Below are 22791 nucleotides of genomic sequence, written 5' to 3'. Positions count from 1 at the left end.
CTGAGAGATAACTATGAAATTATATACGTCGTCTAAGATGAAAAATAATCTTTTTTATCTAAGCTTTATTTCTTATTGTCTTGGCGTTGCTGGTTATTCTTATGCAGAAGATTACTTTGACCCAAAACTATTATCTTTGCAGTCAGGAATGGATCCGAATTCCATCGATTTATCTCAATTTGAAAAAGCCAATAGCGTCCCTGAAGGTAAATACAATATTACGGTGTTTATTAATAAAAGAGATATGGGCAGTATGGACATCACGTTTGTAAAAGGCCGTGATGGAAATGTTTCCGCTGAATTCACTAAACCGATGCTCGGTGAGCTTGGGGTGAATTTAGCCTCACTTCCAACGCTACAAAAGCTCACTGATGATGAAAAGATGACTGCGTTAGGGGATTACATTCCTGAGGCATTTGTGAAAACCAATCTGTCTAAACTGACCATGGAAATCAGTATTCCACAGATTTATATGGACAATCGGGCTAATGGTTACGTACCAGAAGGCATGCTGGAAAATGGTATTCCGGCTATCTTGCTGTCTTATCAGCTTAATGGGAGCCACAGCCGTAATCAATCTCAGCGGGAAACACAAAACAATGACAATGCCTTTTTGAGTTTACGTGGCGGTGTCAATTTAGGTGCTTGGCGCTTGCGTTCAAATTATCGTTATTATTATTCGAACTCCGAAGGGCGTCGTAATTACACTAATCGTACGTCTAGTTTTTCCAATACCTATGTGATGCGAGCCATTAATGCATTACGAGGTGAGTTGTTAGTGGGGGAAAGTTCAACGGGCAGTAACGTGTTTGACAGTATTCCGTTTAAAGGCATCAAACTGTTTTCGAATGAAAAAATGCTGCCTTCCAGTATGCGCGGTTTTGCGCCTGAAATTAATGGTATTGCACAATCTAATGCACGGATCACGGTGAGCCAAAATGGCAACGTGGTGTATCAGACTTATGTTGCACCAGGGCCTTTTAGTATTAAAGATTTATATCCAACGGGGTCTTCAGGAAATTTACAGGTCAATATCAGTGAAGAAGATGGCTCTGAAAGAACGTTTGTTTACCCGTATTCTTCATTACCCGTGATGTTAAGACCGGGTGGAATGAAATATGAAGTAACGGCGGGGGAATATAACGGCAATTTAACCCGTTCGTCTAAACGCGCCAAATTTGTGTTGGGCAGTCTGATTTATGGCTTGCCGCATGATGTGACCGTCTACGGCGGTACGTTATTTTCTAAAGATTACTTTTCTGGGGTGATGGGCACGGGGATTTCCTTGGGGGATTTTGGTGCGCTGTCTGTCGATATGACCCATGCGGCGGCGTCTTTTGTGTCGGGAGATCGCAAAGAAGGGCAATCGTTTCGGATTAAATATTCGAAAAGCTTAACCTCTACAGGAACTAATGTCGATTTAACCGCATTACGTTATTCCACACGCCATTTCTTCAGCTTCTCGGATTTTAATACCCACAATTACCAGCTCAGTGATGGGGTAGCCCCCTGGTTAGGCTTACGCCAACGTTCCAGTTTCCGAACCGCGCTTTCCCAGTCACTGGGCAAATATGGCTCAATTTATTTAAGTGGTAGCCGTACCGACTATTGGGACTCCAATACTGAAACTACCCAATTATCGACAGGGTATAACGGTAATTTTAAAGGCGTGAATTACAACGTCAGTTATGCCATTGATTACAGAAAATCCGATAGCCGTAATGACTGGCCTAAAAACCATCAAATTTCGTTTAATGTGAACGTGCCTTTCAGTTTATTTACCAATGAAGAGCACTTACGAAATATGAGCAGTAATTATTATATTTCGAAAAACAATCGCGGCAATTATAGCCAGCAAATGGGTTTACACGGTTCATTGTTGGACAGGGATTTATCTTATTCGGTTTCACAAAGTATGGGGAATAACAACCAAGAAAGTAATAGTGCCATTAGTTTGAATTACAACACCTCAAAAGGCAGTTTTTCTGGGGGATATAACTATTCATCAAGTTCTTCTTCTGTGAATGCGGGGGTTAATGGCGGGATGGTGATCCATTCAGGTGGCGTGACACTGGCGCGCACGTTAGGTAACTCCGTGGTGTTGGTGGAAGCGCCGGATGCAGACGGTACCTCGCTAAACCAAGGTAACGCCAAAATCGATATGTTTGGTTATGCGGTGGCACCGAACGTTAACGAATACGCCAAAAATACCATTGGCTTAAATGTGAATACCTTACCGGATGATGTGACGTTACCGAAAACTTCGCAAAATGTGTATCCGACCAAAGGGGCGGTGGTAAAAGCCAAGTTCCCAACGCGTGTCGGGATGCAGGCGTTGATTTCGCTAACCTATCAAGGCGGTACGATCCCATTCGGGGCGATTGCTAAGCTGGTGGATGATGAGGCGACTGAAGAAAACACCAGCATTGTGGGTGATAACGGTCAGCTTTACATGAGTGGGTTACCGGATTCGGGTACCTTACTGATCCAATGGGGGAATGGTCACAATGCATCGTGTGGTGCTCATTATACGCACTTAAAAGAGATGGCAGTAACCGAAGACAACCCAATTAGAAAAATCAGTTTAGCGTGTCAGTGATTAACGTGAAATGGCGAAGATTAAATTTAGGAGTTAAATAATGGCATTGACTTTAAAAAGAAACGTCGTTAAGGCCATCTTAGCGTTATGTTTACTGAATAGCTCATTCGGGTTTGCTAATACTATTGATGTTACCATTCCACCGGATACAGAAATTGCCTATGTTTCGACGAATGCAAGCGTACCATTAAGTGGTCCAAGGAATAATACTGCAAATAGAACTGTTGATGGGTTTATTGCTATTACGGATGAAGTTTGGTTTTGTATTAGTGAAGATTCGCTCTATGAAGAAGATGGGCACTATTACTTTTATCTCATTAATGAAGATAATAATCATGTGGGGTACTTTTCCTTGAATTATTCAGCGGCAGCAGAATGGGTAAAATATGATGGTTCAACAGACGAAGGATTTGTTCGAGTCCACGATGGAGAAGTGATTGATCTCGATAATTTGGAGCCAGTCGAAGGTAACCCTTATTGCTTAACCCCTCCTAACCCAGGAGGCGATGAGCCCTATTTTGATGCTGATGAAGATCGCAATGTTGATATTACGGTAACTGGTGGGGTGATTAAATTTTTATCGCCTGAGGATGCTGCACCTGGTGAGTATTTTATCGCATTAAATAATTTAGAGCGCATTGATAATTTATATGCATCATCGTTATCTCCCATACCTTCAGGCGATTTATCTCAAGTTTTAATTAGCTCGATTAACATTAATGTATTAGATGCTTGTACCATCGATGTGAATGGTAATACTTCACCTAAATTTTATGTTGCTTCTGATGAATCAACAGGATTGGTTGATTATGAAAGAGTCACCGTTGAAATTGACTGTGATAGTAATATTGGAAATACCGTTTTAGGCTCTGTTCGATTGCAAACTGGACTAATAAAAGATGAACCTAATAAGTTCTATTTAATCAATGAAGATTATGAAGATAATGGTTTATATATTGAAGGGATAATCAATAACAATGGTTCAGATTGTGATGATGAAGGCGATATTCTATTTAATGGTGAAACTTTTGATATTGATTTAGAGTATGAAAATGGCACTTATGGTGAGTTTACCATTGATTGGAACCTCTGCAAAGATGAGGATTATATTGAGCCGGGTGTATATAGTGGAGCATTAGATTTATCGGTATTTGTTAAGTGAAATTGAAATTATAAAACTGGTATATTGGCAGTAAGAAGTCTTCTACTGCCAATTCAATTATCAATTTTTCTATTTTACATTTTTTAATTAAAACTATATTTTTATATCTCAGTTGATTCTGTCTATATAACAATCTATCGAATCGGCAAAAAATGGAACAAACACCCCACTGAAATTATCTTTAATCTCCATAATGTTTTATATTTTAATAAATGAAGATATTTTGATAAAGGGAGCTATTTCTTTTTAAAAAGACGATGTTTATATAAAGTACTAATTAGCTGAAAAACAGACTGCTCGCTTTAAAAAACGATTAATAACGATTTAGCTCAAGGTGGTGTGCTGACTTCTCGATTAGGCAGCAAGTGTTCTGCGCAACTAAATCAGGGCACTTTTCTTAAGGAATTTTGTTCATACTCAATGGGGGACAGATCACCATTGGCAGTATGAAGCCTTTCTTGGTTGTAATAGCGCATATACGAAGTAACATCTTCTTTCATCTGTTTACGAGTCGGCTATGGGATTTTTAGTACCCAATCGTGCTTTAAGCTACCAAAAAATCGTTCTACAACGGCGTTATCCCAACAGGCTCCAACATCGGCCATACTTGCTCGAATACCATAACTTGTTAGTAAGTGACGATAGCGCTTACTCGTATATTGTGCTCCGCTATCACTATGAAAGAATAAGCCTTTTTCAGGCTGGCGTAAATTATACGCTTTCATCAAGGCTTTACTGACTAAATCTGCCGTCATTCGTTTATCAATGTGCCAACCCACTATACGGCGTGAGTATAAGTCCATCACGATGGCTAAATACATCCAGCCTTCCCCTGTTTTTAAATAGGTCACATCACCCGCCCACACTTCGTTAGGCGCATGAGGATTAAAATTTTGATTGAGCAAATTATCGGCTACGGCATCACTGTGTTTGCGTTTTGTGGTGACTTTATAAGCAACACGCTGAGTGACGATTAGATCAAGCTGAGCCATTAGCTTTTGAACGCCATAAGCACTCACGCTAAAGCCCTCTTTGCATAACCGTTTACGTAACGTTCTATAACCTAAGCTATTTCGACTCTGTTCAAAAATAGCTTTGGCTCTGCGGTACAGGCTAAGTTGTTCTGCGGAGATCAATTTTGCTGGGCGTTTAAGCCAAGCGTAGTAGGTAGAACGACTTATTTTCATTAACTTGCAGAGCTTCAACACGGGAAACTGTGAAGATAATTGCTTAATCGTTTTAAACGCTACTTGGTTTCCTTTAGCAGGAGGGCGCTGGCTTTTTTTAGGATCTCTTTCTCCATCCTAAGTTCTTTATTTTCTTTTCGAAGCCTTAATAATTCAGCTCTCTCATCGGAATTCAAGCTGCTACCTGATTGCTCAGCGCTGATGAATCCCCTAATGATTTTGGTAAAAATCATTAAGTTAAGGTGGATACACATCTTGTCATATGATCAAATGGTTTCGCGAAAAATCAATAATCAGACAACAAGATGTGCGAACTCGATATTTTACACGACTCTCTTTACCAATTCTGCCCCGAATTACACTTAAAACGACTCAACAGCTTAACGTTGGCTTGCCACGCATTACTTGACTGTAAAACTCTCACTCTTACCGAACTTGGCCGTAACCTGCCAACCAAAGCGAGAACAAAACATAACATCAAACGAATCGACCGATTGTTAGGTAATCGTCACCTCCACAAAGAGCGACTCGCTGTATACCGTTGGCATGCTAGCTTTATCTGTTCGGGCAATACGATGCCCATTGTACTTGTTGACTGGTCTGATATTCGTGAGCAAAAACGACTTATGGTATTGCGAGCTTCAGTCGCACTACACGGTCGTTCTGTTACTCTTTATGAGAAAGCGTTCCCGCTTTCAGAGCAATGTTCAAAGAAAGCTCATGACCAATTTCTAGCCGACCTTGCGAGCATTCTACCGAGTAACACCACACCGCTCATTGTCAGTGATGCTGGCTTTAAAGTGCCATGGTATAAATCCGTTGAGAAGCTGGGTTGGTACTGGTTAAGTCGAGTAAGAGGAAAAGTACAATATGCAGACCTAGGAGCGGAAAACTGGAAACCTATCAGCAGCTTACATGATATGTCATCTAGTCACTCAAAGACTTTAGGCTATAAGAGGCTGACTAAAAGCAATCCAATCTCATGCCAAATTCTATTGTATAAATCTCGCTCTAAAGGCCGAAAAAATCAGCGCTCGACACGGACTCATTGTCACCACCCGTCACCTAAAATCTACTCAGCGTCGGCAAAGGAGCCATGGATTCTAGCAACTAACTTACCTGTTGAAATTCGAACACCCAAACAACTTGTTAATATCTATTCGAAGCGAATGCAGATTGAAGAAACCTTCCGAGACTTGAAAAGTCCTGCCTACGGACTAGGCCTACGCCATAGCCGAACGAGCAGCTCAGAGCGTTTTGATATCATGCTGCTAATCGCCCTGATGCTTCAACTAACATGTTGGCTTGCGGGCGTTCATGCTCAGAAACAAGGTTGGGACAAGCACTTCCAGGCTAACACAGTCAGAAATCGAAACGTACTCTCAACAGTTCGCTTAGGCATGGAAGTTTTGCGGCATTCTGGCTACACAATAACAAGGGAAGACTTACTCGTGGCTGCAACCCTGCTTACTCAAAATCTATTCAAACATGGTTACGCTTTGGGGAAATTATGAGGGGATCTCTCAGTGCTCAGCGTCGAATTTTGCTTTCCAGTTATTTCAGTTATAAAGTAATTTATCGGTGATCCCTAAAGAAGCTGCCGCTTTTGGGACGCTATAACCTTGTTCGGTGACTAATGCGACCGCTTCTTGCTTAAACTCAGTAGTATAAATTCTGTTTGTTCGTTTTTTCATTTAACACCTCAATAATTGGATTATATTCCATTATTAAAGTGTCCTGTTTGATTAAAGCAGATCAGAAATTAGTGAACTGTTTATCAATGCAGGGATAGCTAATTTCGAAAAACTCCCTGACGATATCGAAGCCTGTGGAAAATTTGCAAAACTGTTTAACACCTTTAACCAACATTTAGAAGCTGCCAAAATACAAGGTATGCGTTGGGATCATTCCATTATAGAAAATGACAATACCCATGAAATCACGCTAGCCATGAATAAGCACTTAAGTTCATCTTGGTTTTCGCTTGTCATCATAGGAAGGTAAGTATCTATTTAACAGCTTGATTAAATAAAAAATAACACCACAATAGCCATCTTTACGGATACCCGTAAAGATGGCTTAAAATAGAGTTTAGTTTGATTAACGTTCTAGATTATGGATGTTATTGGGGTACCACAGCATTCTTTATTTCCCGCCTTAAGGGATGAAAGCGGATTGAATCTCATTCTGTTATCCTATCTACCCACTCGTATGATAAACATATCCTCCACTGTGAAAAATTCCTCCTTGTTCAAGGTAAACATCACGTCCATAGCGTTCATAGTCAAAGTAATGGGATAAATGACCCAATTGTGCTAAATCATAAGAACCACTTTCTTCTAACCAGTAATAACCTAAATCATATTCATTATTGACTCCCGCTAATTGCTGGAAAGAATCTAAATTATTCGCTAAATGAATTAAATCATGGATTGAACTCGCTGAAGAACCGATTTCAACTGCCGCCTGATAAAGATCAATTTCATCAGGCGATAACATGGCTAATTGCGTGGCTAACTCGTTCAACTCATCTAAAAGACTGTATTCTGAAATGTAAGACGAAAGGCCATCAATTGAAGATTCATAGTCCGTCAAGAAATACTCTTCATACTGAATACCATCAATGCCAATCCGCATTAAGCAGTATTCTATTTCTTTTGAGGTTGCCGGAAGCTCAAGCCATTCACCAACCAGTTCACCTTCGTTATATTTTCCTAAGTTCGTAATAAAAACAGAAATCATTCCCGATTTTAGGCATGGGGAAGCTGTCGCTGTTATACACATATTCATGTCCTATTATTGATGTATTGTGATTTAATTAATGGCGATATTTTGATAAAGGGATCAATTTCCCTTTAGAAGATGATATTGATATAAAAAGCCAATCAGCTGAAAAACAGGCAACTCGCTTTAAAAATGATTAATGACGTTTTAGAGCAGGATAATGAGTTGCCTTACAGTCCCGATAACATGTTATGCTTTCTATCATGATTTCATTTTGCGCGGGTTAAAACGAAAAAAGCCCCTGTCCAATAAACTAGGGTCAGTTCATCAGGACAGAGGCTCTTGCTTTGGTGGAATATGGGTTACAAACTAAAATGCATTATAATAAAACTGTGTTCATGATTACGTTTTTAGGCATAAGCTATTTCGAAATCACTTTATTTTGGCTTTCCAAAGAATCCATGTAGTCGGCATATTACCGCATTACTTGACTTCTCGTATTGCAAATGGATCTCCTATATGACATCGTTAAAGTCTTAGTGATTCATTGGATTATTAAACTTGGCAAAATCAAAGGGGGAAATAGTTTGTTCCTGATTAGCATCCAAATAATCCGCCCACCACTGTACCATCAATCGCCTTTCCTCAATATGTTCTGCCTTATGAATATAAGCAGCCCTCACTGAGTTACGTTCTTGGTGGCTCATTTGCCTTTCTACTGCATCTTTCGACCATAAACCTGATTCAACTAATGAACTACACGCCATCGTTCTAAAACCGTGCCCACAAATTTCAGTCTTCGTATCATAGCCCATCACACGTAAGGCTTTATTGACTGTATTTTCACTCATGGGTTTAAAGGGATTATGAGCGCCCGTTAGGATCAATTCATGTTCACCCGTCCATGTCCAAATTTCTTTCAGTATAGTGATGGCTTGGTGGCTAAGGGGAACTAAATGCGGAGTGCGCATTTTAGCGCCTCTGTGAGAGAATTTAACTCCGAGTATAGGCTTTCGCTGAGCAGGAATAGTCCATAAGGCTTTATCGAAGTCAATTTCAGACCAACGCGCATAGCGAAGTTCGCTTGATCTAATAAATACTAATAAATTTAACATCACGGCTAGGCGAGTGACGGGTTGCCCTTTATAAGCATCGATACGGGCGATGAGTTCAGGTAGACGGTCAAGGTTAAGAGTTGGACGGTGTTGGCGTTGTACAGTCGTTACAGCCCCTGCGGTATCAATAGCAGGGTTATAGCCAATAATACCTGATTATTGCACCGCATAACGCATGACAGCAGCGATACGTTGCTGTAAACGCGCCGCTATTTCATAAATCTCTTTACTTTCTGCTGCACGGATAGGGATCAGTAGATCAGGTGTTTTGAGGGTAGTGATATCACGTAGACCAATGTATGGGAATACATGCGACTCCAAACTCTTTAAAACCTTTTCACTGTGTGATTCAGACCATTTTTTATTGCTGGCATGCCATTGTCTTGCGATGGTTTCAAAAGAGAGATTAGCATCAGAAGCTGTTTTAGCCACACGTTTTTGCTCACAGGGATCAATGCCATCAGCAATCAGTTTTCTGGCTTCATCGCGTTTAAGCCTTGCTTCAGATAAAGGCACATCAGGGTATAAACCCAAGGCTAAGGTTTTCTCTTTACCTAAGTGGCGATAGCGTAATCGCCAGTATTTAGAACCATTGGTGTGAATCAATAAGTGCAGACCTGCATCATCGGTTAATTTATAGGATTTCACATCGGGTTTAGCCGCCCGAATTTTAGCGTCAGTCAGTGCCATAGTGAGCTTCCTGAGAGATAAAGCGGGTACAAAATTCTATCGAACTAGTGTATACCCGCAATTGTACCCGCACAATAGGGTTGATGTGGGTAGGGTCGAGTAGAATTCAGTTGAGTTGAAACTTTGGGAGAGTGTTGATTTTAGCGGGCTTCACAAACAAAAACAGACGTCGGTTGACGTCTGTTGATAATAAGGTGGTGCCCGGACTCAGAATAAAACTCGCAGTATAATTTATTGATATATATGTAATTATCGAAATCCAAAAACATTAGAGCCCCCGTTAGGGCCCCAAGATGTTTTTGTATTGATTTTGAAGTCGAACAGGGTACTTTTCTGTCGCACCCCAAATTATAGTTTGGGTTCGTAGCACGGAATCGTACTCGTTACCAACTTCAAGGTGACTTTTTAACATCACTTAACAATTTTAGCATAACTTTACCATATTAATATTCTCCATTGACATTGGTTGATAATAGTAGAGTTCAGATAACGCCATCTAGAGGGCATCAAAGAAAACTCTGCTAAGTAAAAAGTCTGTAACGTATTGGAACTTGTGCGGTATAAATGAGAGAATCTTTTTATCATGATGTATATCGTTATTAATTTTTAATGTGGATTGATAAAAGGAAAAAATATGTTTAAGAGAGCAATTGTTGCGATGATATTCACATTGCCTTTGAGTGCTTGCAGCGAGCAAAAAGAACCTAATCAAATTGCTCCTACCGAGCAGCAGACCGAGCAGAGTGAAGCGTTCAAACAAGCACATCAATCGAACGCGGCTTTAGATTGGGATGGTACTTACACTGGGAAACTACCGTGTGCTGATTGTGAGGGGATTATCTATAAATTAACGCTGAACAGTAATGATACTTATACATTGGTTCGGTATTATGAAGGTGCTAAAAATAGCAAAGCTGATATTTTGAAAGGTAAAATCCTTTGGAAAGATAATGGTCGCATCATTACGCTGCAAGGCATGGATAATGAACCCAATCAGTTCTTTGTAGGCGAAAATACATTGTTCAAGCTGAATGAGGCCGGAGAGAGAATCAAAGGACCAATGGCTGATCTCTATATGCTGACTAAAGAATAACGTATTTATTTTTAACAGATACATTACCATCAGTGAAAAATGGGGCGTAAGCCCCACTTATTTATTCCGTTTTTGAGTTAAACTCTTTAAAAGCCCCCATGGTTTCCGCTGCATACATGGCTGAAGGACCTCCTCCCATAAAAATAGCAACGCCGAGTGCCTCAGCCAGCTCTTGCTCGGTAACCCCCAAATCAATTAATTTTTTTGTATGAAAACCAATACATCCATCACAGCGGTTAGCAACAGCAATACCAATAGCAATCAGTTCTTTTGTTTTAGTATCTAACGCACCGTCTTTTGTTCCTGAAGAGACTAACCCTGAAAAGTTTTTCATCACATCAGGAATATGTTGTCCAAGATCAGCTAAATTAGTTGAAATGTTGTGAGTGATCGTTTGGAATTTAGTCATACTGAGCTCCTTTTTTTAGAGGGTCATAAATAAAACGATATGTAATTTTATATAATATATTAATATAAATTAAAAGCGACTACGATTGTATCTTTGAGCTATTTAACTTCATCAAGTAAAAAGAGAGGTTTCAAGTGAATGATAAAATAGGGCATATATTTTCTGTCAGCACCCAAAGTGCTTTATTGGGTTTAATATTTCCATCAATACTATTCACAAAGTGTGTCATCTCATGATATTTACCCTAAAGGGAGATTATTTAACGTGTAGTGTGGCTATAGTCGTTCGCGTCCAGCAAAATGAGCATGCATTTGTTCTGTCAGTACCCACAACGCTTTATTGAGCTTAATATCCCCATCAATCCCATTCACTGAACGCGTGCGAGCGCGTTTACCTTTCGCATTTCTGCCTGATAATCCCCCTTTAATTAAATTTTCTTGCAAACGTTGGTACACCGTCCAAAGATCGTCCTTCTTATCTTCTACACGGCGTGGCTGTAATACTTGCGCTTCGGTCACAGGTTGATGCGCTTCACCATAACGATATGTGAGAGCAGATTGAGCAAAGATGTGTTGTGCGGGTGGCGGTAATATCAAGCTTTGCATTTCTTCGCGTTTATCTGCGATGGCATCGAAGGTGCCTAATACTTCATAAGCCCCTTCAATGACTTTATTTACCACATCGCCCTTGTGCGGTACTCTGACCTCACCAAACGTGTCACCGCAAACGAGGCCATTACAGCAAATGGCTCTAAAAAAGCCGGGTAGCATCTGATAACTGCTTGAGCCATCATGACTATTGAGTAAGATGATTTCAGGCACTTGACTTCCTGTAATTTGGTCATGACGACGTAACCGTAACATATGCTTGGTGTACTCTCGACGGCTGGCATCGCGTACACGAGTCTGGCAAGCGAAGAACGGGTAGAAACCTTCGTTTTGAAGACTATCGAGTAAGGTAATGGTTGGTATGTAAGTATATCGGTCACTTCTGGATTCGTGTTTCTCTTCAGAGAAAACACTCGGTACAGTACGAAACAATTCTTCAATGGTTAACGGGCGGTCACGACGAATAGAGCAAGCATTGCCAAAACGGGAAGCTAAACGAGACATAGGGGTTCTCCTCAATAATTAAACTGATAAATAATTCGATAAATGGATTAAATTAAAGATTGCTGGTGGGGGAAAGATAAAACCGTGACTGATAATTCAGTCTATAAGGCGAAAGATTTGAGCTTGCTCCGGATGCTGTATAGCGTAATCACGCAACAAATAAAAATATTCCACCAGCACAGGGCTTTCGGTTTTAAACGACCAGATGCTATACACCAGTAAACAGACAGCAATACCGGCTGCTTCAGGGCTTAACTCAGCTTCGTTTCCGTTATGCGGGTTAAACATTTGCAGGGAGGTTTCAAGCATATCAGGCCAGATAAATGCGCCGCCATTAGACAGCATACTGAACTCCCAGAAAGCACCTTGATAGCGATTACAAAGCTTCGCCATCATGTTAAAGATATCGCCTTCAATACGTTGCCAATCGGGAACAGTGCCAAAGTAAAAACGCCAGAAGGTATCACGACCACGGGAATTGACGAGGTTGGTTTTGATAACCGTTGATTCTTGCTCTTGTAAAGTAAACATAATAGAACTCCAATTCAGTCGATATTGATAGACAGTAATAAACAAAAAAGCCCTACACCTTGCGGTGCAGAGCTTTCTCGAAATGATAGGTATATTGAGTATCATTTTTAGTGACTCATTCTGATGATTGATTCACTAAAATAATACAGATATAAAAATAAATGTAAGTTAATTAATGGGTTAGTCTGATGATGCTTTTATAATGGTATCACCATTACGTATAGTAAACACACTGATGCTATAAAACCGATGACTTTGACTAGCAAATGAAGTTCTGTTTGCAGGTACAAAGATATCCATCTCTTTTTTTTCTACCCCCACTTTACCAAAAGAATAAGTGATACAGAAGGTGAAACAATGCAGATCTCAACTTCCTTCTTATAGTTCGCTGTTTGAGCGTAAAACACAGGTTGATCGTTGCTCTGAACGGGTACAACCACTGACAGCACTAATAGGGCATAAGGTAGACTGAAACAGCGCATTGCATAGACTGGATTTTCCGACACCAGTTTTTCCCATCAAACCGATTGTGGGCGAATAATGAATAAGCTCGCTCAGTTTCTGTTGTAATTGATGTTTAATTGCCGTGGGGAGTGGCGAAAGCACCGCCTCAAAAGGTGAAGCGGTGGTGGAGGGATTTGTTTTCATAATGACTTCCTATGATAAATGAAAAGGCTCAATACCTTTGTCTTTCAAGGAAGTAATATAGGTTTGAAAAAAATTACATTATGATAACTAGTGTTCAACGTGTTGCATTATTTTCTTTCTTTTTATTTTTATAACTAAATAGACCACTTGTTATATTATTAATCATTGGGATTTTTGTATATTGCTTAGCAACTTGTTCTAAATAGTATAAGTGATAGTTATTTTTTTGTTTAACTTCTTTAACAAATAAAGAAAACTCTTTTTCATGATAATAAGAAAGCTCTTCATAATGACGGGATAATAACGCTTTTGGAATTTGTTCTAGCTGTATTTGAGTACTTTTTCGATGACTTTTTATCGGGACGAGTTGAATAGGCTCCACCGTTCTCAAGAAAGGAAAAAGCACATGACTGGCACTAACACTAAAATGATATACTGAATTATCTTGATTTCGACAGAGACCTTGTTCCCATTCTTCTTGCTCATCATCATTGGCCATTTCAGCTAAAAGAGAATTAAATGCCATATAATTAACATGAACATTCTGTTTACACGCTTTACACCATTCTCTCGTCATATCTCTAATAAAAAAATCGGAGATGTCATTCTTATACTCCCTAGTGTCATTCCTCTGATAATAAAAAATGATATGCAGATAAGGTCTATTGTTGGCATCCAATAGAATAACGCGAGAGTAACTGACAAAACACGAATATACTTCGCGTCCTTTAAGTGTATTAAGCATCGCGCTAAATGCATTAACAAGCTCTTTTATATGTTCAGATATTAATTGAGTATCTGAATAATCTTTTTCTATATAAAATGAAATAGGTAATAATTTGATATTTTTATGATTATTAATGCAGTGATTATAATTATTCACCAGTTTTTTATACGCATCTTGTTTCTCTTTTAACCACAATTTCATTCGACTTAATAACTCACCTTTTGGCTTTTTCGTGACACTATCTCTATGGGTTAAAGTGGTTGTTGTATTATTTTGGTAGTTAAAATAAATATAAACTTCATCAAATCTAGAACGGTCTTCACGCCATGGTATTGAATTTTTTCTGTCAGCTTTATTATTAGCCTCTTGAATACGTGCTTCTAAATATAAGTCATCAATAACATATTGCTCATCATTCTCTCTTTTATAAAAATCAGTAAAGGTATACTGATCGCGTAATATGCGTTCAGAAACAATATGAGCTGGTGTTATTTTATCTTGTTCTCTTAATCCAAGAAAACTTAACTCTTTAAATACCGTATTCATGCGTTATTCCCTCTAACATTTGTATAACTAAAACATTACTGTGAGTAATGATGGGTTAGTACAAAAATAGCACAAAATAGCCTCAAAGTCGATACCTACAAACCCTAAAAATAAGGGGTATAAAGTAATAATTTTATATATTTTAAGTGGTTATATTATGGTGGTAAAGTAGGGTGTTTTTTGGGAGTTGTTCAAAGTTTATGGGCATTTCAGTGTGACTAGACAGATTTCGAGCGACATTATTTATCATTATCACTGTCTTTTTTATCATCAAACTCACTCAGACCAGCGTTAACATTTCAACCCTAACACTATCTCATAAAAGACTCAGGGAATAGTTAGATTTTTTAGTCTTTAAATGTGATTAAGCGATTATAGCCTTGGAGTTTGTATATCATTACATCAGTTAAGTTTTCCACTGCAAATGATACACCTCAAGAAAGATAAAATATTTAGGTTATTAATATGATTATAAAGAAGTGAGAAAACATTATTTATATTTAACAGAAAGAAGAAAGCATTCTTATCCTATTGTCCTATAGATAAATAATGCTAACTCTCTACTGATTATTCGCTGTATTACGACTCAATGAAGGTCATAATGATAACAATCTAATATCATAGTCTTCTATTAACACTGTCATTAAAGCGAAAAGAATGACAAGCAGTAAAATCAAGATAAAGATAATGATAGGTCTAACCGAAAAATAAGAGGTCAATTTATTCATTAAAAAGTCTATCAACTCTTGATGCATAAAATATTTGGTGTCATGATATAATTATAGGTAACTAAGTTTACATTATGCTAATGATAAAAATTAAAATCAGAGCTATAATTTCATCATTAACCTAAGCCAACACATACTAACTTAATATTTTAGAAATTAATCCCTGTTGGTATAGTAGTATATTTAATGTATTTATTTAATGTATTTATTTAATGTATTTATTTAATAAATTAAAACTATCCATTAGACGTAAAGATGCAATATGTATCCATATAACGATAGAGTATATTACTCATAGTCTATCAATACCAAAGTAAAATATGAAAAAACTTATAATTTCAATTTGTTTATTAGAATGAAAATAAATTTAGATGAAAAGTGTGATAAACCATATTAACAATATCGATTAATCTACTTCTAATCATACTAAAAAAATTTAATGACATCACTCTATTTAGCATTGAAATAAATGATAGAATAATCATTTATGACAAAGATCTATCTCTAGACTCGCTATATTACGATTATAGTTAAAATAAAAAAATACATCCTACTGAGTTGTTATGACATTCACTCAACTCAGGAAAATATCATGCATTACCCTATCGATAGCTATAATCTTAAATACTTCGATATTATTCATAATACCTTTATAAAGGCTCAAAGAAACTATACCCGATTATCTGTATTTCGTTTTGATTTACGCTTTCCAAGAACGATAAAAGCCATGAGAGATGACCGTAAAGTCATTACACGTTTCATTGATTCACTTAAAGCGAAAATAGCCGCCGATATAAAACGAAAAAGTACCACTTGGCACCGAAGGCTCACATTAGACTTACATTATGTTTGGGTAAAAGAAATTGGAGAGCGTAACCATAAGATTCACTACCACCTGATGATATTCCTAAACAAGGACATCTATCATTGCTGGGGCGATTTTAATCGTGACCATGGGTGTTTATCGGCAATGATACAACAAGCTTGGGCGAGTGCGTTACAGGCAGAATTATCAGCGGTAAAACAAAGTGTTCATTTTTGTAAGAATGGCGTGATGTACCTTAACCAAAATGCGAATGAATTAGAATACAAAAAACACTATGCCCAGATAATAGAACGTGCACAATATCTCTGTAAGCATCACACGAAACCATACCATCAAGGTGAGCGGCTTATTGGATACAGTCGCTGAAGAAAATAATTTACAGCTCCGCGTTATCGTTTGAAGGATTCACACCGCATTTCATTAACCCTTTCGGATCCTTCTCCTTTTCACTCTTAGGAGAAACAAACGATGACCAATACAACCGATTACCCCTTACTGAATGACCAATTTATCGACATGAAATTTATCACTCATCTGACAGGATTAACGGATAAGTGGTTTTATAAACTCATTCAAGAGGGTGAATTCCCCAAACCAATAAAGTTAGGACGTAGCTCACGTTGGTTAAAGAGTGAAGTAGAACAGTGGCTGAATGAACGTATCACCGCTTCTAGAGGCTAAGTATTATTAATTTAGTCAGTTACAGCGATTTTTTACAACTCACTAGTGAAATATTATATGAATGTCAAAAGAAGACGATCTTTAGGGTACTAAGGAAGGTGCCGATTGATAGTTTTTTGTACAGCAACCATGAAAAGCATAACGAGATCTGCTATCATTAATAATGCCATAGGCGCCAGTCAGTGCGGGAATATTAAAAGACTTTGATGCTGATGTGAACAGAGCATAGGACTCACGGGAAATACTTGACCAAGGAATATGCGGGTCATTACCCCAACAAGTAGACGAACAGCCTGACATGAAAATAAATTACAGGCCGCGATTATCGATACGCTATACGCCGTCCGGTACACTTTGATGATTATGCTGGTCGTAAGGCAGGTGAACTATTTAGCCAAAGCCGAGCAGAAACCCTTTGACCCGATTTACCATATCTCCCGTCTACCTGATGTGCATGATAAGCCGATAGGTCGTCCTCGTTCCCGTCATCGTTAAGTCAGCCATAGGGCATGCTGTAGCAGCAAGGGGCTGTATGACGATCTCTATGGCCCTTATAGCCGTTTATTGTGGCGACACCGTGCAAGTTTAACCCTTGCCTTAATAAAACGCTCAGAATGGCGCTGAGCGCGTTATTCACCCCCATTACTCCTCTTCAGCCGTCACTTTGCAGTTGCTGTAGACCGTAGCGTGGTCGGTGCCGACAACATAGGCAATGACAATTGGACTGTTGTTACTGGGATCGACTTCCTGACGCAGATTAACCCGTCCATCCTCCGACGTATGGTAATACCCGATACCGTCATATTCCGCTTCGCCATAACGGGTTTCAGACCCATTATTACTGTCCTGCTCAAACACACAACACACCGGAGAAAAACAATGAACATTTACAATCTGAATGACTGATTAGTTAATGTACTTATACTAAGAACCTATCTCAATAGGACTTTATTCCAGACAATGATACCAATATTGCAACGCCCCGGAAAAACTAATTGGTATTGGCCTATAAATACAACAATCTTAAAGTGATAATTGTAATTAACTTGTAGGTGTGAACTGTATTTCATATAAAATATTCTACAATTAGGGCTTAAATCCATAACTAATTGAGTTATAAGCAATTAAACTGTGTTCGTGTGAATAATCATAAAAAAGGTGAAGCATTGTGGGCATATTTAAATCGATTTGGGATTTTTTTGGTCTTTATCAGACTAAAAGAATAAGAATTTTACATATGTTAATTCTACTCTTAGTGATATCGCAAATCATTGTTAGTAATTGGATGACGGGTACTAAGTCAGTAGTTATTCCATTTTTTGAAGAGACTTATTTATTTACTTGGATTCATATCGTTTCAGGCTTTGTGCTTTTTTTCTTAACGTTCTTTTTAGTCGTGTTATGTTTTCACCAGAGAGGGTTTAGATATTTTTATCCCTATCTCTGGGGGGATTTTAAGCAAATCAAAGAAGATATAAACTCTCTTTTAGCTAAAAAGCTACCAGACAGCTCACCTAAAGGGCTTGCCGCGACAGTTCAAGGTCTAGGGTTAGGTGCTTTATCAATTGTTATTTTGTCTGGTATTGCATGGTTTTTTCTATGGTTACAGCAGTCTCCATTTGCTTTAGAGGCTAGAAGTATTCATAAATCACTCACAATTTTAATTGAGATTTATATTTATGGTCACGGTGGTTTAGGGATTATTCATTTTATAATTTGGAAAAAAAGTAAAAATAAATAGGTTTGCTTGATACCTCATTGGCAATATGGGTGATTAGTCGCCCATATTCATTAAATGATATTTTGTTGCAATCTGTAGATGCTAATAAGTTACCGTGACGCAAATATGCGTTACCCCTGTATCTCAATGGAAGTGTGAATATTTTTTGGTCATCGATGATAACTTTTATCCAACCGCCATTGGTGCAGCAGAGATTGTGACACAAAAAGGAAAAGTAGAAGTTTGTCGTGGAAAAGGAAAATAAAATGCGAAATGAATTTTTTGAGGCTTTTATCGATGAATTTGGAGATGCTACAACATCAAGGTATGCTTCTGTTGAAGAAATAGAAAAATGGAAGGGAAAACTTCCAGAGTTACTTTTAAATTATTGGCGTAATGAGGGCTGGAGTAGTTATTATAATGAATTATATAAAAAATAGTACTTTTTATATTGGATTTTTGTCGCTACAAAATGGAAAATCAATTTGTTGGATGAAATAGATTTATTGTTTTATTCAAAGTTTGACTGTTTTAAGTTAATACATGTATTTCATGTATTTATTTAATGACGATATCATTTACGTAATGGCATTTTCTGATTGGTTGGGAAAGGTTCATTTATTAAACGAAAAACAGCCTAAAATTATAATCATAGAGAAGCATTGTTCTTTATGGCATGCATCTTGCTTTCATTAAGTATAAAATCCGTTAATAAGACATGATTGAACAAAAGCTACACTAATAACAACTAGGTAAGCCTTTATAGGGTTATTGTGATAGTTATTGAAGACTCGTCTTATGGAACTTATCTCTTTTGAGATGATAATACCTTAGCTGCCTGTTATTGAGGCAATATAAGCTAAGGCATTGTGGTTTTAGGTTGGTTAGATAAAAAAATAAGAGAGTTGACTCGTGGACACCGCACAATTTATTGCTAGTCTTTTTTACGTTTTTTTGTTCACGTTAGTGTTTATTTTTATCGCTCGAGTTGTGGCAACGAAGATCGGGCTGGTTGATAAACCTAACTTCAGAAAAAAACACGTAGGTCTGGTCCCTTTAGTTGGGGGGATAACGGTCTTTTTTGGTATCTGCTTCGCGTTTGTTATTACAGAAGAATATATACCCCATAAATGGTTATATTTAATCTGTGCAGGCTTATTGGTATTGATTGGTGCGTTAGATGACCGGTTTGATATCAGTGTTAAGTTAAGAGCAGGTGTACAAGCCGTAGTCGCTGTCGTCATGATGACCGTGGCTGACTTAAAACTAGAGTCATTAGGTCATGCGTTTGGGCCATGGGAGTTAGTGCTTGGGCCATTTGGTTATATCGTGACACTGTTTGCTGTTTGGGCAGCTATTAATGCGTTCAACATGGTTGATGGTATTGATGGGTTACTCGGTGGGCTATCTTGTGTCTCTTTCGGTGCATTAGGCTTTTTGTTATATCAAAATGGCAATTATGGATTAGCATTTTGGTGTTTTGCCTTTATTGCAGCTATCCTTCCTTATATCTTCCTAAATTTAGGTGTACTAGGTCGTCGTTTTAAAGTCTTTATGGGTGATGCGGGAAGCACACTGATTGGTTTTACAATTATTTGGATCCTAGTCGAATCAACTCAGGAAGCAGGGCGTCCAATCAACCCTGTGACAGCATTATGGATTATTGCGATCCCATTGATGGATATGGTGGCGATTATGTACCGTCGTATCCGTAAAGGTATGAGTCCATTTTCACCTGACCGTCAGCACATTCATCACTTGATTATGCGTTCAGGTTTTAGCCCAAGAGGGGCTTTTGTTCTGATTACACTGGCAGCAGCCATTTTGGCATGTATAGGAATTATTGGTGAACTCTTAACATTTGTGCCTGAATGGGTCATGTTGGCATTGTTTTTGCTTGTATTCTTTATGTATGGTTACTGCATCAAACGGGCATGGAAAGTAGCTCGTTTTATTAAGCGCGTCAGACGTCGTATGCGTAGAGGTGGTGCAGTACGGTAACGACAAACGGAAATAATAGAGGTTCTGTGCAGTGAAAAACTCAGAAACGCAACCTAATCAGTATCAGCCGCCGATAGAACCGGAATTGGATATCCGTGGTTTATGCCGCTCTTTGTGGCAAGGTAAAATTTGGATCGTGGCATTTGCGGTGATTTTCGCCGCTATTGCGTTGGGTGCATCCTATTTTATGCAGCAAAAATGGAGTTCAACCGCGATCACAGACCTGCCAACCGTGAACAATTTGGGTAGTTATTATTCGCAACAACAGTTTTTACGAAACCTGGATTCCCGTATTAACTCGACGGGTCAAGAAGGGCAATTGCCAACGATTGCGAATGAGGCTTACCAAGAGTTTATTAAGCAAGTGGGTTCATAGTAAGGCTGGTATTGATAACGATTTTTTGCAGTTAATTGAACAGCGCATAGTCTCACTAAATAACGAGATTTCAAAAGATCGCAACTTGGGCCCTCAGTTTAAAATCGGCCACAGTTATGTAACACCACCGTTAAATACAAAGATTGAAGATGCTGCAGCATGGTTTCAAGGTGTCGTAGAAACTGAAATTGGACCGCTTCTTGAAGAATACTGGTTTGACGATATAGAACGCGCTATCAAATCCAAAGACGCTTTGGTTGAAGGCATCTAATGTCTGCCGTTATTGAAGCGAAAAGCCAAACTACTTCGTCGAGACGATTAGGAAAGATTCCTGTTCGTAACCTGTGGTTGTTGATGCTCTATGCTTCGGACCTTTATCGCCACCTTGGCACCAATAAAGCCGACGTAGAAGACAACCCAGAAGACATAGCAGATTTGGTTGCCGAGATTCTCTGCCATCAAGTTGAAGAACGCATGATGCGAAATTTAAGCTATGGGTATGAATCGAAAGTTGCTGTAATCAATCGAGTTCGTGGACGCATAGATACCCTAACCACCGAGCGGCAAAGGCTACTTGAAAAAGGTAAGGTATGCTGTCGCTTTGATGAGTTAACGGTAGATACTCCCCGTAATCGTTATGTTAGATCTGCATTAGAACGATTAACAAAGCTGAATATTAAACCAACTCTTGCCCATAAATGCCGAGCCTTAATGCTGAGTTTAGAACGTCTAGGCGTGAGCAAGGTAAAGCCAATAAATTACAGCGGAAAGTCGGAAAAATTTGGACGCCATGATATTAGCGATCAGAAGATGGTTGCTGCAGCCGATTTGGCTTTTTCACTCGCTATACCCACAGAGTTTGACGGTCAATTTCATCTAACAGCTCCTGACACTCGAAAAGAGTGGCTTAGAAAATTGTTTGAAAAAGCTGTAGCGGGTTTCTATGCCGTAGCACTAGATAAAAGAGAGTGGCGAGTATTGGCTGGCAAACAGTTTGATTGGCAGATATCAGATAAAAGCTCAGGGATAGACGAAATTCTTCCCAGCATGAAAACAGACATCATTATCGATAATCGTTCACCAGACAAGCGTTTGGTAATCGACACAAAATTCAATTCAGTGACCACTAAAGGTTGGCATAGGGGACAGACTCTTCGCAGTGGTTATATCTACCAAATGTATACTTACCTTAGAAGCCAGGAAGACACTTCAGACCCCAAATCACTTGAAAGTATTGGCATGTTACTTCACCCGACAGTGGATAAAGAAGTCGCTGAGATGGTAACAATTCAAGGCCACCCAATATGGTTTTGCACTGTTAATTTAGGTGAGTCAGCTATTTCAATCAGAGAGCGCCTACTTGCTCTTTTACAAAAGAGTTTCCAGGAGAAAAAATAATGGTCACATTCGATCAACTTATGCTACCGCTAATAAAGGCATTAGTGAACCTTGGGGGCTCAGGCAGTATCGACGAGATATACGAAGAAGTTGTCGAGCTTGAAAAGTTTGATGAGGGTACTTTGGCTGTTCTGCACAACCCTGAAAAAAGTAGCCAAACGGAGGTTGATTATCGATTGGCTTGGGCGAGAACCTACCTCAAAAAAGCAGGATATCTTGAGAATTCATCAAGAGGCGTTTGGGCTTTGACTGATAAAGCCAAGCAAAATGCTAAGCTGGGCTCTATTGATGGATGAGATTTTAAGTAATATGTTCTCGGTGCGTTGTTCTACCGCTGTATCAGTGAGAACTTTGTAAACTATATCGAAGCAGGTGATGAGAGCGTTAATTACGCTAAGTTAGATGGCAGCATCATTACCGATGAGATTAAAGATGATGCCGTCAGAACCAGAGGCTATTTTCTTTACCCTAGTCAGTTGTTTTGTAACGTTGCCGCGAAATTGATAATGCTATAGAAA

General features: G+C 38.7%; 18 protein-coding genes and 8 pseudogenes. 16 read left to right on the top strand and 10 right to left on the bottom strand.

The genetic code is table 11. The annotated features are described in order from the left end of the window. The first annotated feature begins 13 nt into the window (after positions 1 to 13). Both M1E96_RS18055 and M1E96_RS18050 read left to right on the top strand, forming a co-directional pair. Positions 14 to 2599: a fimbria/pilus outer membrane usher protein gene (locus M1E96_RS18055; RefSeq protein WP_319067121.1), complete on the top strand. Its 2586-nt coding sequence runs from the start codon at positions 14 to 16 to the stop codon at positions 2597 to 2599. A gap of 40 nt (positions 2600 to 2639) precedes the next feature. Next, positions 2640 to 3761, top strand: coding sequence for a hypothetical protein (locus M1E96_RS18050; protein WP_319067120.1), 1122 nt, complete (start codon positions 2640 to 2642; stop codon positions 3759 to 3761). A 383-nt stretch (positions 3762 to 4144) separates the two neighbouring features. Here the strand turns inward: M1E96_RS18050 and M1E96_RS18045 are convergent. Beyond that, positions 4145 to 5112, bottom strand: a pseudogene (locus M1E96_RS18045) (IS3 family transposase); the annotation flags it as partial. A 141-nt stretch (positions 5113 to 5253) separates the two neighbouring features. On the opposite strand from M1E96_RS18045, the gene M1E96_RS18040 reads away from it, so the two are divergent. After that, positions 5254 to 6462 carry an IS4-like element ISVsa5 family transposase gene (locus M1E96_RS18040; protein WP_369426974.1) on the top strand — a complete coding sequence of 403 codons (1209 nt, stop codon included), beginning with the start codon at positions 5254 to 5256 and terminating at the stop codon, positions 6460 to 6462. A 51-nt stretch (positions 6463 to 6513) separates the two neighbouring features. Here the strand turns inward: M1E96_RS18040 and M1E96_RS18035 are convergent. The 3 genes and pseudogenes from M1E96_RS18035 to M1E96_RS18025 all read right to left on the bottom strand — a co-directional run. Next, positions 6514 to 6642: pseudogene (locus M1E96_RS18035) on the bottom strand (transposase); the annotation flags it as partial. 505 nt (positions 6643 to 7147) lie between these two features. After that, positions 7148 to 7732 carry an antirestriction protein ArdA gene (locus M1E96_RS18030; RefSeq protein WP_319067118.1) on the bottom strand — a complete coding sequence of 195 codons (585 nt, stop codon included), beginning with the start codon at positions 7730 to 7732 and terminating at the stop codon, positions 7148 to 7150. A gap of 476 nt (positions 7733 to 8208) precedes the next feature. Beyond that, positions 8209 to 9477 (bottom strand): annotated as a pseudogene (locus tag M1E96_RS18025) (tyrosine-type recombinase/integrase). Positions 9478 to 10111: 634 nt separating this feature from the next. Between M1E96_RS18025 and M1E96_RS18020 the strand changes: the two are divergent. After that, positions 10112 to 10570 carry a copper resistance protein NlpE gene (locus M1E96_RS18020; protein WP_369427267.1) on the top strand — a complete coding sequence of 153 codons (459 nt, stop codon included), beginning with the start codon at positions 10112 to 10114 and terminating at the stop codon, positions 10568 to 10570. A gap of 61 nt (positions 10571 to 10631) precedes the next feature. On the opposite strand, the gene M1E96_RS18015 is transcribed toward M1E96_RS18020, so the two are convergent. From M1E96_RS18015 to M1E96_RS17995, 5 genes and pseudogenes are all read right to left on the bottom strand, one after another. Then, on the bottom strand, positions 10632 to 10979 hold the full coding sequence (locus tag M1E96_RS18015; RefSeq protein ID WP_112837428.1) for a carboxymuconolactone decarboxylase family protein: 348 nt from the start codon (positions 10977 to 10979) through the stop codon (positions 10632 to 10634). A 275-nt stretch (positions 10980 to 11254) separates the two neighbouring features. Beyond that, positions 11255 to 12091: a DUF932 domain-containing protein gene (locus tag M1E96_RS18010; RefSeq protein ID WP_369427266.1), complete on the bottom strand. Its 837-nt coding sequence runs from the start codon at positions 12089 to 12091 to the stop codon at positions 11255 to 11257. 96 nt (positions 12092 to 12187) lie between these two features. Then, positions 12188 to 12622: an antirestriction protein gene (locus tag M1E96_RS18005; protein WP_152964471.1), complete on the bottom strand. Its 435-nt coding sequence runs from the start codon at positions 12620 to 12622 to the stop codon at positions 12188 to 12190. Between the two features lie 414 nt (positions 12623 to 13036). After that, positions 13037 to 13270: pseudogene (locus tag M1E96_RS18000) on the bottom strand (GTPase); the annotation flags it as partial. Between the two features lie 94 nt (positions 13271 to 13364). Further along, complete coding sequence (locus tag M1E96_RS17995) at positions 13365 to 14543, bottom strand: hypothetical protein (RefSeq protein WP_369427265.1); 1179 nt, start codon at positions 14541 to 14543, stop codon at positions 13365 to 13367. 1320 nt (positions 14544 to 15863) lie between these two features. Between M1E96_RS17995 and M1E96_RS17990 the strand changes: the two genes are divergently transcribed. The 3 genes from M1E96_RS17990 to M1E96_RS17980 all read left to right on the top strand — a co-directional run bounded on the left by M1E96_RS17990 (position 15864) and on the right by M1E96_RS17980 (position 17273). Next, complete coding sequence (locus M1E96_RS17990) at positions 15864 to 16463, top strand: inovirus Gp2 family protein (protein ID WP_249999981.1); 600 nt, start codon at positions 15864 to 15866, stop codon at positions 16461 to 16463. Positions 16464 to 16565: 102 nt separating this feature from the next. Then, positions 16566 to 16778 (top strand): helix-turn-helix transcriptional regulator, encoded by a 213-nt coding sequence (locus M1E96_RS17985; protein ID WP_369427264.1) that lies wholly within the window; start codon positions 16566 to 16568, stop codon positions 16776 to 16778. A gap of 357 nt (positions 16779 to 17135) precedes the next feature. Then, on the top strand, positions 17136 to 17273 hold the full coding sequence (locus M1E96_RS17980; protein WP_369427263.1) for a hypothetical protein: 138 nt from the start codon (positions 17136 to 17138) through the stop codon (positions 17271 to 17273). Between the two features lie 147 nt (positions 17274 to 17420). On the opposite strand, the gene M1E96_RS17975 is transcribed toward M1E96_RS17980, so the two are convergent. Beyond that, positions 17421 to 17636, bottom strand: a complete 216-nt coding sequence (locus M1E96_RS17975; RefSeq protein ID WP_080025647.1) for a hypothetical protein — start codon at positions 17634 to 17636, stop codon at positions 17421 to 17423. A 310-nt stretch (positions 17637 to 17946) separates the two neighbouring features. Here M1E96_RS17975 and M1E96_RS17970 point away from each other — a divergent pair, with 310 nt between their 5' ends. The 9 genes and pseudogenes from M1E96_RS17970 to M1E96_RS17930 all read left to right on the top strand — a co-directional run. Further along, positions 17947 to 18519 (top strand): cytochrome b/b6 domain-containing protein, encoded by a 573-nt coding sequence (locus M1E96_RS17970; protein ID WP_004917250.1) that lies wholly within the window; start codon positions 17947 to 17949, stop codon positions 18517 to 18519. Between the two features lie 115 nt (positions 18520 to 18634). Continuing rightward, positions 18635 to 18739: pseudogene (locus M1E96_RS17965) on the top strand (acid-resistance protein); the annotation flags it as partial. Between the two features lie 7 nt (positions 18740 to 18746). Further along, complete coding sequence (locus M1E96_RS17960) at positions 18747 to 18938, top strand: GAD-like domain-containing protein (protein WP_369427262.1); 192 nt, start codon at positions 18747 to 18749, stop codon at positions 18936 to 18938. A 472-nt stretch (positions 18939 to 19410) separates the two neighbouring features. Continuing rightward, entirely contained in the window at positions 19411 to 20499 is a 1089-nt protein-coding gene (gene wecA, locus M1E96_RS17955) for a UDP-N-acetylglucosamine--undecaprenyl-phosphate N-acetylglucosaminephosphotransferase (protein ID WP_325984419.1), read from the top strand. Positions 20500 to 20530: 31 nt separating this feature from the next. Beyond that, a pseudogene (locus M1E96_RS17950) lies at positions 20531 to 20866 on the top strand (Wzz/FepE/Etk N-terminal domain-containing protein); the annotation flags it as partial. After that, the gene (locus M1E96_RS17945) at positions 20835 to 21146 is read left to right on the top strand and encodes a hypothetical protein (RefSeq protein WP_318574022.1); all 312 of its coding nucleotides are present in this window, start codon (positions 20835 to 20837) and stop codon (positions 21144 to 21146) included. The pseudogene M1E96_RS17950 and the gene M1E96_RS17945, both read left to right, overlap by 32 nt. Next, a complete protein-coding gene (gene mcrC / locus M1E96_RS17940; RefSeq protein WP_369427261.1) occupies positions 21146 to 22273 on the top strand; it encodes a 5-methylcytosine-specific restriction endonuclease system specificity protein McrC in 1128 nt (375 codons plus the stop codon). The genes M1E96_RS17945 and mcrC overlap by 1 nt, the downstream gene beginning before the upstream one ends. Continuing rightward, a pseudogene (locus M1E96_RS17935) lies at positions 22273 to 22527 on the top strand (winged helix-turn-helix domain-containing protein); the annotation flags it as partial. The gene mcrC and the pseudogene M1E96_RS17935, both read left to right, overlap by 1 nt. A gap of 24 nt (positions 22528 to 22551) precedes the next feature. Further along, positions 22552 to 22773: pseudogene (locus M1E96_RS17930) on the top strand (type I restriction-modification system subunit M); the annotation flags it as partial. Between the last annotated feature and the right edge of the window lie 18 nt (positions 22774 to 22791).

This window comes from Providencia sp. PROV236 (genome assembly GCF_033676985.1).
Taxonomy (GTDB): domain Bacteria; phylum Pseudomonadota; class Gammaproteobacteria; order Enterobacterales; family Enterobacteriaceae; genus Providencia; species Providencia manganoxydans.
This window is presented reverse-complemented; position numbering and strand designations above follow the sequence as displayed.

Bases quoted from the DNA above. Each gene is read 5' to 3' on its own strand.
- M1E96_RS18055 (WP_319067121.1), top strand. From the start codon at position 14: ATGAAATTATATACGTCGTCTAAGATGAAAAATAATCTTTTTTATCTA.
- M1E96_RS18050 (WP_319067120.1), top strand. From the start codon at position 2,640: ATGGCATTGACTTTAAAAAGAAACGTCGTTAAGGCCATCTTAGCGTTA.
- M1E96_RS18040 (WP_369426974.1), top strand. From the start codon at position 5,254: ATGTGCGAACTCGATATTTTACACGACTCTCTTTACCAATTCTGCCCC.
- M1E96_RS18030 (WP_319067118.1), bottom strand. From the start codon at position 7,732: ATGTGTATAACAGCGACAGCTTCCCCATGCCTAAAATCGGGAATGATT.
- M1E96_RS18020 (WP_369427267.1), top strand. From the start codon at position 10,112: ATGTTTAAGAGAGCAATTGTTGCGATGATATTCACATTGCCTTTGAGT.
- M1E96_RS18015 (WP_112837428.1), bottom strand. From the start codon at position 10,979: ATGACTAAATTCCAAACGATCACTCACAACATTTCAACTAATTTAGCT.
- M1E96_RS18010 (WP_369427266.1), bottom strand. From the start codon at position 12,091: ATGTCTCGTTTAGCTTCCCGTTTTGGCAATGCTTGCTCTATTCGTCGT.
- M1E96_RS18005 (WP_152964471.1), bottom strand. From the start codon at position 12,622: ATGTTTACTTTACAAGAGCAAGAATCAACGGTTATCAAAACCAACCTC.
- M1E96_RS17995 (WP_369427265.1), bottom strand. From the start codon at position 14,543: ATGAATACGGTATTTAAAGAGTTAAGTTTTCTTGGATTAAGAGAACAA.
- M1E96_RS17990 (WP_249999981.1), top strand. From the start codon at position 15,864: ATGCATTACCCTATCGATAGCTATAATCTTAAATACTTCGATATTATT.
- M1E96_RS17985 (WP_369427264.1), top strand. From the start codon at position 16,566: ATGACCAATACAACCGATTACCCCTTACTGAATGACCAATTTATCGAC.
- M1E96_RS17980 (WP_369427263.1), top strand. From the start codon at position 17,136: ATGATTATGCTGGTCGTAAGGCAGGTGAACTATTTAGCCAAAGCCGAG.
- M1E96_RS17945 (WP_318574022.1), top strand. From the start codon at position 20,835: ATGAGGCTTACCAAGAGTTTATTAAGCAAGTGGGTTCATAGTAAGGCT.
- mcrC (WP_369427261.1), top strand. From the start codon at position 21,146: ATGTCTGCCGTTATTGAAGCGAAAAGCCAAACTACTTCGTCGAGACGA.